The following is a 14833-nucleotide window of genomic DNA, read 5'->3' as shown; positions in this document are numbered from 1 at the left end:
CCGGGAGCGCCGACGCGAAATCGGTAAGCGCTCCCGGCCCGCCGGGTTCACTGGAACAGCCCGGTGTTCTTCTTCTCGGTGTCCAGATAGTCGGCGGCGGAGTCGTCCACCGCCAACTTGATGGCGCGCAGCATCGCCTGGAGGTCCTGCGAGGCGGACTGCCACCGCTTCTGGCGCTGCTCGTACGCCTGTTGGGCCTCGCCCGCCCAGCCGGCCACCAGAGGGGCGGCGTCGCGCTCGAGTTGGCCGAGCTGCGAGTCGAGCGTGTTAAGCGCCCTTTGGATGTCAGCGCCGGCCTGTTGCAGCGCGGCGAAGTTGACGACCAGCACACCGTTGTCCATCGAAGCTCCCCTTCCAGCGGGTCAGAGCGGCAGCTGGATGCCGCCGCGGTTGGTGCCGGACACCCGGCTGGCCGCCTCGTCGTCCGAGACGTCGTACTGCCGGCCTGCGGTGCGGATGGCGCCTGCGGTTTCCCGCAGCGCCCGGTGCAGCGCCGCCTGGTCCTGCGACCACTGCCGCTTGACCTGCTCGAACGACCGCCCTCCGGCGCCGCGCCACGCCTGTTGCAACACCTCCAGCTCGGCCAGCAGGCCGGTAAGCATGGACTGCAACGACTGGTCCACCTGCTCGAACTTCGCAGCGGTCTGCTGCATCACCGCCGCTTCTGCCTGGGTTTGGGACACCCGGACGTCACCTCGTCTCCTCGGTCGTGTCTGGCCGTCGACGCGCTCGCCGTGGGGGCGCATCGCTCGCGTGGCCCGGTCGATGAGCACTGTGGACGCGGGTCAGCGATGAACTTCGTGGCTGACGGTAGCGGCACGGTAGCGGTTCTGCTACCCCGCTGCGCTCCCCTGTGGACAACCACGACAGCCATCGGTCGCTTACGATGTGCGGCAGCCATGTCGCGGCGTGTGACGGGCCGCCGGAGCGGTCCCGCGGCGGACCGGCGAGCCCACTCAGCCGGCCGGGGACCTGCCGCCTCGACACGGTCCACACTGGTCGAGGAGGTGCCGTGCCGGCGATCACCACCGGAGGGCAGCAGCCAGCGGTCCCGGTCGGCTCCGACCCGGGCACGCCCGGCGGTGGCGACGAGCGCGACGCACTTCGCCGCCGGTCGTCGGTCGCCCGCTGGGCCTCGATCGGGCGGCGACCGGACGGCGGGTTGCGCGCCGGCCAGCTGGTCACCGGGCAGGTCGCCGTCGCACTCGTCGTGGCCGCCCTGGGTCGGGGAACGCCGGTCACCGTCGTGGCGCTGCTGGCGGCGGTGCTGCTCGTGGCGGTCGCCGGGGTCCGGGTCCGGGGCCGGTGGCTCTTCGAGTGGCTGGGCACGGCCTGCGGGCACCTGACCCGTCGCCGGGCGCTGGCCGGACAGGCAGGCCCCACCGAGTTGCTCGATCTGGTGGCGCCGGGTGCGGTGATCCGCTCGACGGAGCTGTCCGGTGGGCCGGCGGCCATTCTGGAGGACACCGGCGGCATGGTGGTGCTGCTGGAGCTTGGCGACCCGGGGGACCTGCTGGGGGACGCGTCCCGGGCGATCCCCGCACCGGCCGCGCTGCTGCCCACGCCGGGGCCGGACGTCCCGTCACTGCGGATCCAGCTGCTGCTCTCCGGCACACCGGCACCCGTGCCGGCGGCGGGCGGAACCGTCGGCACGTCGTACCGGCAGCTCACCGACGGTCGGCTCGCCGGGCGGGAGCGGGCGGTGCTCGCGGTCCGGGTGCTGCGGGTGGACGGCTGGTCGGAGGAGGATCTGCGCCGGGTGCTCACCGGCACAGTGCGCCGGATCGTCCGTCGACTCGGGCCGCTGACCGCCCGGCCGCTCGGCGTACCCGCGGCGCTTCGCGTTCTCAGCGAGTTGGCGCACCTGGACGGCGGCCCGGTGCGGGAGTCCTGGCCGGTGCTGCGGTGCGGCACCCTGGTTCAGGCCACGTTCCGGCTGGCCCGGTGGCCGGAGGCCGGCGGTGCCGCCGCGCGGCCGCTGGTGCCCCGGCTCCTCGCATTGCCGGCGACCGCTACCACTGTGTCACTGTGCGCCGGCCCGCCGCCGGCCGGCGGCACCGGCGAGGTGCCGACCGAGCTGACGGTACGCCTCGCGGCCGGATCGCCTGCCGAGCTGACAGTGGCCGTCGAGGCGCTGGAGCGCCTGGTGACCGGCCTCGGTGGTGGGCTGCGGCGGCTCGACGGCGCGCACCTGGCCGGGCTGGCCGGCACGCTGCCGCTGGCGCTGAGCGCCGTCGGCGCGCAGCCGGGGCCTGCGCTTGACGACTGGGAGCTGACCCTGGGCGGGGCCGGGATGATGGTCGGCACGAACCGGCACGGCGGCGCCGTCACCGTGCGGCTGTTCCGCCCGGAGAGCACACGTGTGCTGTTGGTGGGTGGGGTGCGGGCCGCCCAACTGGTGGCGCTGCGGGCGATGGCTCTGGGTGCGCTGGTCGTGGTGCAGACGGCGCGACCGCGCGCCTGGGAGCCGTTCGTCCGGGGGGTGGGTGCCCCGGGCGGGACGATCCCGCTGATCGCGCCGGGTCGGCCGGTCGCCGACGGGGTGGGCACGGCGCTGCGGCCGTTGCTGCTTGTTGTCGACGCCGGCCCGGTGGCCGTCGAGAGCGAGCCGGGCCCTCGCTGGCGGGCCACCCTCGTGGTGCGCGACGAGCTGACAGCGGCGGATGTGGACGCGCTGAGCCGCGTCGACCTGGCGGTGCTGCAACCGCTGCACGCGGCGGAGGCCGCGCTTGCCGGCGCGGCGTTGGGGCTGGGCGGCTCGGCTGACTGGCTCACCCGGATCCGCGACGACATGGTGGCGGTGGTGAACCGCCGTGCCCTGCGCTGGGCGCTGCTCTCCCCCACACCCATCGAAGCCCAGTTGATCGGTCGGCCGGCGCGGGGGTGAGCCAGCCCCGCATGGTCATCCGGCGGGTTACGTCGCTGGCTGGTCCGTGGCACGATCCCGGCCATGGGTTTTCTGAAGGGGTTGTTGATTCGGCTGGCCACGACGGCGCTGGCCTTCTGGTTGGCCACACTGCTCATCCCGGGCATCGACCTGGAATCGAGTTCCACTGTCGAGACGGTCACCACGCTGCTCCTGGTGGCGGCGATCTTCGGCGTGGTCAACGCGGTGCTCCAACCGATCATCAAGACCGTCGGCTGCGGCTTCTACCTGCTCACCCTCGGCCTCATCGCGCTTGTGGTGAACGGGCTGCTGTTCCTGCTCACCAGCTGGATCGCCGACCAGGCCGGGCTGCCGTTCTCGGTGGACGGCTTCTGGCCGGCCGCCGTGCTCGGTGCCCTGTTCGTGAGCATCGTGACCTGGATCCTCGGCGCCGTCCTCGACCGGGACTGACCGACGACCAACCGGCGACCGGACTCACCGACGACCGACCGGACCGACCGACGACCGACCATCACCGACCTGCGCCGCCCGGCTCCTCGGAGCCGGGCGGTTTGCTGACCAGACTCCGGGAATTGGTCGGCGCGCGGGCCGGCCGGGTCGGTTAGCGTCGCCGACGTGTTCTCATCGACCCGCAGCGACGGCCACCTGATCAGCACCGATCCCGCTCGGCTCGACCTGGATCTGGTCCATCGCTGGTTGTCCACCGACGCGTACTGGGCGCTGGGCCGGGACCGGGAGACTGTCGTGCGGGCGTTCGCCGGGTCGTTGCCGTTCGGTGTCTACCGGCCCGAGGACGGCCGTCCGGTCGCTGTGGCCCGGGTGGTGACCGACGGCGCCACCTTCGCCTGGCTCTGCGACGTGTACGTCGACCGCGCCGCCCGAGGTATCGGGCTCGGCGGCTGGCTGGCCGAAGCGGTCCGCGACCACCTGGCGGACCTGGGCGTACGCCGGATCCTGCTGGCCACGAACGACGCACACCAGGTGTACGCGCGGGTGGGCTTCACGCCGCTGGACAACCCAGAGCGGTGGATGAACCTCGACCGGCGGCCACCCGTGACCCCGCTCACCGGAAAGGAACAAAGCAGCGAATCACCCCTTACGGTGGAGCCGTGACGCCTCTCCGCCTGGGATATCTCTACGGCTTCGGCGCGTACCTGATGTGGGGCTTCTTTCCGCTCTACCTCAAGCTGCTGCAACCCGCCGGCCCGATGGAGATCCTCGCCCACCGGATCGTCTGGTCGGTGGTCTTCGTGGCTCTGCTGCTGGGCGCGCTGCGCAACGTCGGCTTCCTGCGGGCGCTGCTGCGCCGGCCGTGGGCGATGGCCGGGATCGTGGCCGCTGCCGCGTTGATCGCTGTCAACTGGGGCACCTACATCTACGGGGTCAACTCCGGTCGGGTGGTGGAGACAGCGCTCGGCTACTTCATCAACCCGCTCGTGGTGGTGCTGCTCGGGGTCACTGTGCTGCGGGAGCGGCTGCGCCCGCTGCAGTGGGTGGCGTTGGGCATCAGTGGGTCGGCGGTCGCCGTGCTCACAGTGGACTACGGCCACCTGCCCTGGCTGTCCCTGACGCTTGCCTTCAGCTTCGCCGGCTACGGCCTGGTCAAGAAGCGGCTCGGGCTGCCCGCCGCCGAGGGGCTCTTCGTCGAGTCGGCGGTGCTGGCGCTGCCCGCGCTGGGCTACCTGGCCTGGCTGACCCGGCGCGCCGAGCTGACCTTCGGCCACGTCTCGGCCGGGCACACCGCCCTGCTGGTGCTGGCGGGCGCTGCCACCGCGATCCCGCTGCTGCTCTTCGCGGGCGCCGCCAACCGGCTGCCGTTGACCGGCCTCGGCATGATCCAGTATCTGGCGCCGATCCTCCAGCTCGCCTGCGGCGTGCTGATCTTCAACGAACCGATGCCACCGGCCCGCCTCGCCGGGTTCGCGCTGGTCTGGGTCGCCCTCGTCGTCTTCACCGCCGACGCCGTCCGGCACGCCCGCCGTAATCGGGCACGCACGCGTGTCGCCGCCGAGGTTCCCGTCGTCGCTGCCTGACCTGCCTGCTCAGGGGACCAGGTAGGTCAGCAGGGGCGTCCCGTCGGCCCGCTGTAGCTCGACGCTCACCAGTTCGGCGTCGGTGAACCGGGTCATGCCTGTGAACCGCAGGTCGTCGCCCGGGGCGGCGAGCCACGAGCCGATCTGCTCGCTGGCGCCGTTCGGGCCGCGCGCCACCAACCGGAACGGGTACGCCTTGCCGTAACTGGTCCGCGCGTCGTAGCCGCAGTGCATTGTCACCACGGTGCCCCACTTGGTGCCGCTGAGCCCGATCTCGGCGTGCACCGGCCCGGTCGACGCCACCGGCCGCATGGCGACCATCGACGCCTGCGGACCGGGGCGGGTGGCCTGCGCTTCGGGGACGCTGGGCGGAGCGTCCTGGCGGGGCAGCACGGCTGCCGTGCCGACTCCGACCACAAGGGCCAGCGCGGCGGCGGCCAGCGCCGTCAGCGCGTACCTGCGGCGCGTCGCGGACCGCTCGCGGCGTCGACGGTTCCGTGCCTCCTCCAGCAACGCGGGCACCCGGGGCGGTGCCGGCGGCGGCAGGAACTGCTCCAGACCCGCCGGGTCGAGCCGCCCGAGCAACCCGGGCAGCACGGCGATCTCGGCGACCGCGTCCCGGCAGGAGGCGCACCCGCCGAGGTGCCGCTCGTACGCCGCCCGCTCGGCGGGAGCCAGGGCGCCCAGCACGTACGCGCCATCGTCGTGCGCGAACTCGCACCGTGTCATCCCGTCACCCCCATCTCGGCCAGGACCAACCGTAGTGAGCGCAGCGCGTAGTGGGTGCGCGACTTCACGGTGCCCGGTGGCACCCCCAACCGGGACGCCGCCTCGGCCACCGACCGCCCCTGATAGAAGCACTCGACGAGCACCTCGCGGTGGGTCGGGGTGAGCCGGTTCAACGCCTCGGCGACAGTCCATGCCTCCACCGCACGCTCGGCCTCGTCGACGGCGTCCGGCGGCTCGGGCAGTTCGTCGGTGAACACCTCACCGACCCGTGTGGACCGTCGCCGCCAGGCGTCGATGGCCAGGTTACGGGCGGTCGTGAACAGCCAGGCGCGTACGGAGCCGCGTCGCGGGTCGAGGGACTCGGGATGCCGCCAGGCCCGCAGCAGCGTCTCCTGCACCAGGTCCTCGGCCCGCTGTCGGTCGCCGTTGACGAGCCGCAGGGCGTGCGCGTACAGCGCCTCCGCGTGCTCGTCGTGCAGCGCCCGGAGCAGTTGGGCGTCGTGGTCGCTGATGGCGGTCTCCTCACTTCCGGCGCGGGGTCCGGCGGTGCGTCCGCTCGGGTATACGTGCCGTCACGCCGATCGGTTCAGCCCGAGGTCAGACGGCCCGCGCCGTAGAGGTGTTCATGTCCGGTTCATGCGTGGCCCGGTGGGCAGCTGACGTTGCTCCGGCGGTCCGGCGTTGGACCGCCCGAAAGGGGCCCTCTGCCAGCCGGGCAGGGGGCCCCTCGGCCGTCGGGTGGGTCAGTGGTCGGCGGCGATGCTGTCGGCCACGGCGCGGGCCACAGTGAGCAGCTTGGCGCGTACGACCCGGGCGGAGGTCATCATCTCGCTCGCCGGGAGGGCGCAGGCGAGCACGACACGGCGTTCCATGTCCTTGTCCGGCGCGACGAGCACCGCCGCGCAGGCCACCCCCTGACGGAACTGCCCCAGCTCCAACTGCATGCCGCGTCGGTCACCGGCTGCCAGGTCGGCCTCGAACGTCTCCGTGGTGGTGAGCGTGGCGGTGGTGAACGGGCGCATGCCGTATTCACGCAGGTAGCGGAATCGCTGCTCGGCGGTCAGTGTGGCGAGCAGGCACTTGCCGAGCGCTGTCGCGTGCGCCCCCTCGTCGAACCCGGGGACCAGGTCCTCCAGGTAGGGCGAACGGTGGCCCTCGGCCATGGCCGTGAGGGCGACCTGGCCGCCGACGAACCGGCCCAGGTAATGGCTGTAGCCGGTTTCCACTGCTGCCCGCCGCAACGTCTCACCCACGGCGGGCGGGCCCCGGAACGCTGTCACCAGCTCCCGGTACCGGTCGGCGACCTCCAGACCCACGATGTACGTGCCGTCCTCCCGACGGATCACGTAGCCCTCGTAGGCAAGGGTGCGGACCAGGTGGTAGGTCGTGGCCACTGTCAGCTCGCACCGTCGGGCGATCTGCTTGACTGTCAGGCCCTTCGGGGCGCGACCGACCGACTCCAGAACCCGCAGTGCGCGCGACACACTGCGGATCAGGTCCGAAGGTTCTGCCAAGGGGTCGCGCACAACCACCTCCGCCGCCGGGGACTTACACCATATGAAAAACAGAGCTGGTGCGAAATGCCTGTTCGGGTCGAGGATGCCAGATCACCATCCACGGTTCGTGCGTCAGCGGTCACCGAGAGTCGCCTGACATGACTCGCGTAGGTTAGCCGGACAATGACCAACACGCCTCTCAGCTCCGCTCCGGACGTCGCCCGTACCCGCCCGATCCGGGCCAGCGCCGGTGCCGTCGCCACCACAGTGGCCTGCGTACTGCCCGTCTTCCTGCTCGGCGGCCTTGCCGTGCAGATGGCCGCGGACCTCGACTTCTCCCCGGCCGGCCTTGGCCTTGCGGTGGCCGTCTACTTCGGGGTCAGCGCGCTGGCCTCGGTCCCCTCCGGCCGCCTCGTCGAGCGGTACGGTCCGGCCCTGGTGGCCCGCTGCGGCATCGTGCTGGCGGCGGCGTCGATGCTTGCCATCGCGGCGCTCGCCAGGTCGTACCCGGTGCTGCTCGGGCTGCTGGCGCTCAGCGCCGCCGCCAACGCCCTCGGGCAACTGTCGAGCAACGCAGCGCTTGCCGAGCACGTGCCACCGGGCCGGCAGGGGTTGTCGTTCGGTGTCAAGCAGGCGGCCATTCCGGTCTCCACCCTGTTGGCGGGTGCGGCGGTGCCCACCATCGCGCTCACGGCCGGCTGGCGCTGGGCGTTCGTGGTCGCCGCCGTCGCGGCCCTGACGACACTGCCCGCCGTACCCCAGCAGGTGTCGGGTCGGGCTCGGCGGGCCTCTGCCGCCCGCGCAAGCGGCGCCACGGCGGCGCTCGTGGTGATCGGCGCGGCGGCGACGTTGGCGGCGGCGGCCGCCAACGGGCTCGGCACGTTCCTGGTGGACTCCTCCGCCGCACGGGGCCTCTCACCGGGCCTCGCGGGCCTCACCCTCACCCTGGGCAGCGCGGTCTGCGTGGCGGCCCGCGTGGGCGCCGGTTGGCTGGCCGACCGCCGCGCCAGCGGCCACATCGCGGTCATCGCCGGGATGCTCGTGGTCGGGGCATGCGGGATCGGGCTGCTCGCGCTGGCCGGCACGGTGCCACTCGTCGTGGGCGTGGTGCTCGGCTTCGGCCTGGGGTGGGCCTGGCCCGGACTGATGAACTTCGCGGTGGTCCAGCTGCACCCGCAGGCACCGGCCGCCGCCACGTCGATCACCCAGACCGGGGTGTACGCGGGCGGCTGCCTCGGCCCGCTGACCCTCGGCCCGTTGGCCGCGCACCTCGGCTACCCGACGATGTGGGCGACAGCGGCGGTGTCCATGCTGCTCGCCGCCGCCCTCATGCTCACAGGCAGCCGCCTGCTGCTCCGTCCAGGCCAGCCCGCATAGGGCCGGCGCCCAGCGGCGTACGGGTCAGCTGGTGCGGTCGGCGATGTAGTCGCAGAGCGACTCCAGCGCCTGACGCGACGGGGTCTCGGGAAGCGGTGCCAGTTGGGCGCGGGCGTCCTCGGCGTAGCTCCGCACGGTCTCGCGCGCCCGCTTCAGCGCCGGGCTCTCCCGCAGCAGCCCCAGAGCCTCGGCATGCAGCGCGTCGTCGACGAGCGGGCCGGTCGCCAGGATCTCCCGCAGTCGCACCGAGGACGCGTCGGAGTCGTCAGCCGCACAGGCGTAGAGCACCGGCAGCGTCGGGACACCCTCGCGCAGGTCGGTGCCGGGCGTCTTGCCCGACTGCACCGACTCGGAGGCGATGTCCAGCAGGTCGTCGGAGAGCTGGAAGGCGACGCCGATCGTCTCGCCGTACCCGGCCAGGGCCTCGACGTGCTCGCTGGGGGCGCCACCGAACATGCCGCCGAAGCGGGCCGACGTGGCGATCAGGGAGCCGGTCTTCTCGGCGATCACACTCAGGTAGTGCGCCACGGGATCGTCACCGGGACGCGGGCCCACGGTCTCCGCGATCTGGCCGTGCACCAGGCGGGCGAACGTACGCGCCTGCAACCGGACCGCCTCGGGGCCCAGGTCGGCCGCGATGTCCGCGGCACGGGCGAAGAGGTAGTCACCGACCAGGATGGCGACCGAGTTGGTCCAGCGGGAGTTCGCGCTCGGCGCACCCCGACGCACGGCAGCCTCGTCCATCACGTCGTCGTGGTAGAGCGTGGCCAGGTGGGTGAGCTCCATCACCACGGCCGCCGGAACGACCTGCGGGGCGTTGGGATCGCCGAACTGGGCGCCCAGCGCCACCAGCAGCGGCCGGAAGCGCTTCCCGCCGGCCTCGACGAGATGCCGGGCTGCCTCGGTCACGAACGGGTCGGCGCTTGCCACACTGGCCCGCAGCTCGACCTCGACCTGGTCCAGCAGGCCCAGCACGGACGCCTCGACGCGGGAATCGGCGAGATGGAGGCCGAGCGCGCCGAACTGACTCGTGCTCGCCCGACCCCGGCGACCGCCGGAGCCGGTGGCACCTGAACGCTCGCCAGCCGGAATCACCACGCTATCAACCATGCCACATGCGTTCGACCTGCTCCGGGTCGGGGATACGACCGGGGGCCGACACGCCATGAGCGTGTCGGCCCCCGGTGACCGAGGTTGACCTCAGCGAACGAATTCGGCGGCCCCGTTGGCGAGGTCCAGCAGCGGCGCCGGGGCGATTCCCAGCGCCAGGGTCGCCAGCACGCCGATCATCAGCGCGGCGGAGGTGAGCCCGCCGGGCACTGTGACCGTCGGGGTGGACTCGCCCGGCTCGGACAGCCACATCATCACCACGACCCGCAGGTACGGGAACGCCAACACCATGCTTGTCAGCACACCCGCGATCACCAGCCAGGCGTGACCGCTGTCCAGCGCCGGTCCGAAGACCGCGAACTTGCTTGTGAAGCCGCTGGTCAGCGGAATACCGGCGAAGGCCAGCAGGATGAACGTGAACAGCCCGGCGTAGAACGGGGAACGCCGTCCCAGCCCGGCCCAGCGGGACAGGTGGGTCGCCTCCCCGTCGGCGTCGCGGACAAGGGTCACGACCGCGAACGCGGCGAGCACCGAGAAGCCGTACGCCACAAGGTAGAACATCGTGCCGGAGAGCCCGTCGCGGCTCGGCGCGAGCACCCCGACCAGCAGGTAACCGGCGTTGGCGATCGACGAGTACGCGAGCAGCCGCTTGATGTCGGTCTGGGTGACCGCGAGCACCGCGCCGACGAGCATCGTCAGCACCGCCACCGCGCCGAGCACCGGGGTGAAGTCCCAGCCGGCACCGGCGAACGCCACGTGGAAGACCCGCAGCAGCGCGCCGAACGCGGCGACCTTGGTACAGGCCGCCATGAAGCCGGTGACCGGCGTCGGAGCGCCCTGGTAGACGTCCGGCGTCCACACGTGGAACGGGGCGGCAGCGGCCTTGAAGAGCAGGCCGATGGACAGCAGCGCCATACCGGCGAAGAGCAGGACCGGGCTGGCCGGCGACTCGGTCACCGCCGCGTTGATGGTGGCGAAGTCGACCCCCGCCTCCCGGCCGGGGATGCCGGAGGTGAAGCCGTAGATCAGCGCCACGCCGAACAGGAAGAACGCCGAGGCGTACGCGCCGAGCAGGAAGTACTTCATCGCCGCCTCCTGGCTCAGCAGACGCCGGCGACGGGCCAGCGCGCAGAGCAGGTACAGCGGCAGCGAGAAGACCTCGAGCGCGATGAACATGGTCAGCAGGTCGTTCGCCGCCACGAAGATCAGCATGCCGCCGATCGCGAACGAGACGAGCGGGTACACCTCGGTGAGCCCGTTGCGACCCTCGGCCTGCCGCCGGTCGTCGGCCGACTCGGCGGTCACCGCGGCCTGCGCCACGAAGGCGCTGCCCCGCTCCACCGAACGGTCACCGATCAGCAGCAACGCCATCGCGGCGAGCACCAGGATCGCGCCCTGGAGGAAGAGCGTCGGCCCGTCCACAGCGATGGCCTGACCGGCTGTGATGAGCCGGTCGTCGGCGTTGAGCACCACCATGGTCAGCGCGGCGAGGATGGCCAGCAGCGCCAGGGTCAGCTGCACGATGTGCCGCCGACGCCGGGGCACGAACGCCTCGACCAGCACACCGAGCAACGCGGTGCCCAGCATGATCAGAATCGGGGCGAGCGCCGCATAGTCGAGCGACGGCAGTTTCAATTCGGTCACTTTGCCGCCTCCTGGACGGTGCCCACCGACGGGGCGGGGTCTGTCCTGCCGATGTCGTCCATGGTCGCCTGGACGGCGGGGTTGATCACGTCGGTGACCGGCTTGGGATAGAAGCCGAGCACGATGATCAGCGCGATCAGCGGGGCGACCACCGCCTTCTCACGCAGGTTGAGGTCACGGCGCATCCCGTCGATCTGGGTGAGAGCCGGGTTGAGCGTGCCCTGCGTGGTGCGCTGGACCATCCACAACACGTACGCGGCGGCAAGGATGATGCCGACGGTGGCGATGACCGCCACCGGCTTGTTCACAGTGAACGTGCCGATAAGCACCAGGAACTCGGAGACGAACGGCGCCGTGCCGGGCAGCGCGAGCGAGGCGAGACCGGCGAAGAACAGCACACCGGCGAGCACCGGAACCAGCTTGCCGGCGCCACCGAAGTCGCTGATCAGCGACGAGCCACGCCGGGAGATCAACATGCCCACCACCAGGAACAGCAGGCCGGTGGCCAGCCCGTGGTTGAGCATGTAGAGGACCGCGCCGGTGCCGGCCTGGGTCGTGAAGGCGAAGATGCCCACCCCGATGAAACCGAAGTGCGCGATCGAGGTGTACGACACCAGCCGCTTGAGGTCGTTCTGACCGACCGCCAGCAGCGCGGCGTAGACGATGCCGATCACACCGAGCGCCAGCGCCCACGGCGCGAACCACTTCGACGCCTCGGGGAACAGCGGCAGGCAGTACCGCAGGATGCCGAACGTACCCACCTTGTCCAGGACGCCGACAAGCAGCGCCGCAGCGCCCGCCGGGGCGGCACCACCTGCGTCCGGCAGCCAGGTGTGGAACGGGAAGAACGGCGCCTTGATGGCGAACGCGATGAAGAACCCGAGGAACAGCCACCGCTCGGTGCCGGTGCTGATGTCGACCTGCGACAGCGCCTGCCAGTCGAAGGTCTTTCCGCCGACCACCCAGAGCCCGATGACCGCGGCCAGCATGAACAGACCGCCGACGAGCGAGTAGAGGAAGAACTTCACCGCCGCGTACTGCCGCTGATGGCCGCCGTAGCTGCCGATCAGGAAGTACATCGGCACCAGCATGACCTCGAAGAACACGTAGAACAGGAAGACGTCTGCGGCGGCGAAGACGCCGATCATCGTGCTTTCGAGGATCAGCAGCAGCGCGAAGTAGACAGGCACGGACCGCTTCGAGGACTCCGCGTCGTGCCAGGACGCCAGGATCACCAGTGGCACCAGCACCGCGATGAGCATCAGCATCACAAGCGCGATGCCGTCCGCGGCGAAGGTGAAGCTGACACCCCAGTTCGGAATCCACTTGTACGACTCGCGGAACTGGAACCGGTCACCGCCGGCGTTGAAGCTGACCCACATCACCACCGAGAGCACAAGCACCAGCAGCGACCAGGCGAACGCCACCTGTTTCGCCAGCTCCGGCCGGCGGCGCGGCAGGAAGGCCACCACCAGGGCGCCCACCAGCGGCGCCACGGTGAGCACCGAGAGGAACGGGAAGTTGGACATTATGCGGCCTTACCTCCGTCGTGGATGCGTAGCCCGCCGGCGGGGGCGGCCGGAAAGAGGTTGATCACGCGAACCACCCCGCCTGCACCGCCAGGAACGCCGCCATCACCAGCAGCGCACCGGCCAGGATCGAGGTGGCGTACGAGCGGACGAAACCGGTCTGCAGCCGCCGGAGTCGAGCCGAACCACCGCCGACACCGGCAGCCAGCCCATTGACCAGCCCGTCGATGCCCCGGTTGTCGAGGAAGACCAGCGCCCGGGTGAGGAAGATGCCCGGCTTCTCGAAGACCGCCTCGTTCACCGCGTCGGTGTAGAGGTTGTGCCGGGCGGCGGTGACGAGCACCCCGGCCGGCTGCGGCTCGGTGGCCGTACCGGCCCGGAACAGGAACCAGGCCAGCCCGGCGCCGAGCACTGTGATCAGCAGTGACAGGAAGGTGATCACGGCGTGCGAGAGGACAGCCTCGTGCTCCCCGTGCTCGCCACCCAGCCCGGCGGTCGCGGTCAGCCAGTCCGGCACCGACGTGGCGAGCAGGAAGCCCGCGCCGACCGAGCCGACCGCCAGCAGGATCAGCGGGATCGTCATCAGCTTCGGCGACTCGTGCGGGTGCTCGATGTCCTCGGTCCACCGCTTCGGACCGTGGAAGGTGAGCACGAACAGCCGGGTCATGTAGAAGGCGGTGAGCCCGGCGCCGAGCAGCGCGGCACCACCGAACAGCCACGCCGTCCAGTCGCTGCGCTCGAAGGCGGCCACGATGATCGGCTCCTTGGAGAAGAAGCCGGAGAACGGGAACATGCCGATGATGGCGAGCCAGCCCATCATGAACGTCAGCCAGGTGACCTTCATGTACTTCGACAGCCCGCCGAAGCGGCGGATGTCCACCTGGTCCTTCATGCCGTGCATGACCGAGCCTGCGCCCAGGAACATGTTGGCCTTGAAGAAGCCGTGCGCCAGCAGGTGCACGATGGCAAGCGCGTACGCGCCACCGCCCAGGCCGACGCCGAGGAACATGTAGCCGATCTGGCTCACCGTCGACCAGGCGAGCACCCGCTTGATGTCGTCCTTGGCCGCGCCGATGATGCAGCCCATCAGCAGCGTGAGCGCGCCGACGCTTACCACCACGAGCTGGAGCGTCGAGTTGGCCGAGAAGATCGGGTTGGACCGGGCGATCAGGTAGACGCCAGCGGTGACCATCGTGGCGGCGTGGATGAGGGCCGACACCGGGGTCGGGCCCTCCATCGCGTCCGGCAGCCACGCCTGGAGCGGGAACTGGCCGGACTTGCCGGCCGCGCCGAGCAGCAGCAGCAGGCCGAGCACCAGCACCGTGGTGGCGGTCAGTGAGCCGACCCCGTTGAACACCTCGTCGTACTGGGTGGTGCCCAGCGTGGCGAACATGATGAAGATGCCGATCGCCAGGCCGGCGTCGCCGACCCGGTTCATCAGGAACGCCTTCTTGCCGGCGGTGGCAGCGCTCGGCCGCCCGTACCAGAAGGAGATCAGCAGGTACGACGCCAGACCGACGCCCTCCCAGCCGAAGTACAACATCACGTAGTTGTTGCCGAGCACCAGCAGCAGCATGGCCGCGACGAACAGGTTGAAGTACGCGAAGAACAGGCGGCGACCCGGGTCGTGCGCCATGTACTCGACGGCGTACAGGTGGATCAGGAAGCCCACGCCGGTGATCAGGAGAACGAAGACCGCGGCCAGGGGGTCGAACAGCAGGCCGAAGTCGACACGTAGGTTGCCGACTGCGATGAAGTCCCACAGGCTCAGCTCGACCGACTTGTTCTCCAAGCCGCGCAGCTGGAAGAAGAAGGCCAGGCCGAGCACGAACGCGGCACCGATGGAGCCGACGCCCAGCCAGTGCCCCCAGCGGTCGGCCCGCCGGCCGAGCAGCAGCAGGATGGCGGCGCTGAGCAGCGGGATCGCCACCAGCAGCCAGACGCTGCCGAGCAAGCCACCTGCCGAGGCGTAAGCGACGTCGCCGAGCGGCGCCGCTGCGGCGTGCGCCAGATTCTCTTCCACTGCTT

The 14833-nt window shown here is 71.1% G+C and carries 14 protein-coding genes; 5 read left to right on the top strand and 9 right to left on the bottom strand.

The window, feature by feature from the left end; all coding sequences use genetic code 11:
• Nucleotides 1–47: 47 nt before the first annotated feature.
• Nucleotides 48–341 (bottom strand): WXG100 family type VII secretion target, encoded by a 294-nt coding sequence (locus tag ADK66_RS02930; protein WP_053652248.1) that lies wholly within the window; start codon nt 339–341, stop codon nt 48–50.
• Nucleotides 342–362: 21 nt separating this feature from the next.
• A complete protein-coding gene (locus ADK66_RS02925) occupies nt 363–683 on the bottom strand; it encodes a WXG100 family type VII secretion target (RefSeq protein ID WP_053652247.1) in 321 nt (106 codons plus the stop codon).
• Between the two features lie 329 nt (nt 684–1012).
• On the opposite strand from ADK66_RS02925, the gene eccE reads away from it, so the two are divergent.
• The 4 genes from eccE to rarD all read left to right on the top strand — a co-directional run bounded on the left by eccE (nt 1013) and on the right by rarD (nt 4920).
• Nucleotides 1013–2887: a type VII secretion protein EccE gene (gene eccE / locus ADK66_RS02920; protein WP_053652246.1), complete on the top strand. Its 1875-nt coding sequence runs from the start codon at nt 1013–1015 to the stop codon at nt 2885–2887.
• Between the two features lie 63 nt (nt 2888–2950).
• Nucleotides 2951–3337 carry a phage holin family protein gene (locus ADK66_RS02915; RefSeq protein WP_053652245.1) on the top strand — a complete coding sequence of 129 codons (387 nt, stop codon included), beginning with the start codon at nt 2951–2953 and terminating at the stop codon, nt 3335–3337.
• Between the two features lie 165 nt (nt 3338–3502).
• Complete coding sequence (locus ADK66_RS02910; RefSeq protein WP_053652244.1) at nt 3503–4000, top strand: GNAT family N-acetyltransferase; 498 nt, start codon at nt 3503–3505, stop codon at nt 3998–4000.
• Nucleotides 3997–4920 carry an EamA family transporter RarD gene (rarD, locus tag ADK66_RS02905; RefSeq protein ID WP_053652243.1) on the top strand — a complete coding sequence of 308 codons (924 nt, stop codon included), beginning with the start codon at nt 3997–3999 and terminating at the stop codon, nt 4918–4920. The genes ADK66_RS02910 and rarD overlap by 4 nt, the downstream gene beginning before the upstream one ends.
• Before the next feature lie 9 nt (nt 4921–4929).
• Here the strand turns inward: rarD and ADK66_RS02900 are convergent, their stop codons facing one another.
• The 3 genes from ADK66_RS02900 to ADK66_RS02890 form a co-directional block, all read right to left on the bottom strand.
• The gene (locus ADK66_RS02900; protein ID WP_053652242.1) at nt 4930–5649 is read right to left on the bottom strand and encodes an anti-sigma factor; all 720 of its coding nucleotides are present in this window, start codon (nt 5647–5649) and stop codon (nt 4930–4932) included.
• Nucleotides 5646–6140 carry a sigma-70 family RNA polymerase sigma factor gene (locus ADK66_RS02895; protein WP_053652241.1) on the bottom strand — a complete coding sequence of 165 codons (495 nt, stop codon included), beginning with the start codon at nt 6138–6140 and terminating at the stop codon, nt 5646–5648. The genes ADK66_RS02900 and ADK66_RS02895 overlap by 4 nt, the downstream gene beginning before the upstream one ends.
• 252 nt (nt 6141–6392) lie before the next feature.
• Nucleotides 6393–7175: an IclR family transcriptional regulator gene (locus tag ADK66_RS02890; RefSeq protein ID WP_053652367.1), complete on the bottom strand. Its 783-nt coding sequence runs from the start codon at nt 7173–7175 to the stop codon at nt 6393–6395.
• Between the two features lie 153 nt (nt 7176–7328).
• On the opposite strand from ADK66_RS02890, the gene ADK66_RS02885 reads away from it, so the two are divergent.
• Entirely contained in the window at nt 7329–8522 is a 1194-nt protein-coding gene (locus ADK66_RS02885) for an MFS transporter (RefSeq protein ID WP_053652240.1), read from the top strand.
• A 24-nt stretch (nt 8523–8546) separates the two neighbouring features.
• Here ADK66_RS02885 and ADK66_RS02880 read toward each other — a convergent pair whose 3' ends face one another.
• The 4 genes from ADK66_RS02880 to nuoL all read right to left on the bottom strand — a co-directional run bounded on the left by ADK66_RS02880 (nt 8547) and on the right by nuoL (nt 14828).
• Nucleotides 8547–9632 carry a polyprenyl synthetase family protein gene (locus ADK66_RS02880; RefSeq protein WP_053652239.1) on the bottom strand — a complete coding sequence of 362 codons (1086 nt, stop codon included), beginning with the start codon at nt 9630–9632 and terminating at the stop codon, nt 8547–8549.
• 90 nt (nt 9633–9722) lie between these two features.
• Entirely contained in the window at nt 9723–11276 is a 1554-nt protein-coding gene (nuoN, locus tag ADK66_RS02875) for an NADH-quinone oxidoreductase subunit NuoN (RefSeq protein WP_053652238.1), read from the bottom strand.
• The gene (locus ADK66_RS02870) at nt 11273–12805 is read right to left on the bottom strand and encodes an NADH-quinone oxidoreductase subunit M (RefSeq protein WP_053652237.1); all 1533 of its coding nucleotides are present in this window, start codon (nt 12803–12805) and stop codon (nt 11273–11275) included. Before ADK66_RS02870 ends, nuoN begins: the two co-directional genes overlap by 4 nt.
• 64 nt (nt 12806–12869) lie before the next feature.
• On the bottom strand, nt 12870–14828 hold the full coding sequence (gene nuoL, locus ADK66_RS02865) for an NADH-quinone oxidoreductase subunit L (protein ID WP_053652236.1): 1959 nt from the start codon (nt 14826–14828) through the stop codon (nt 12870–12872).
• Nucleotides 14829–14833 lie beyond the last annotated feature (5 nt).

The organism is Micromonospora sp. NRRL B-16802 (genome assembly GCF_001279555.1).
Lineage (GTDB): Bacteria > Actinomycetota > Actinomycetes > Mycobacteriales > Micromonosporaceae > Micromonospora > Micromonospora profundi.
This window is presented reverse-complemented; position numbering and strand designations above follow the sequence as displayed.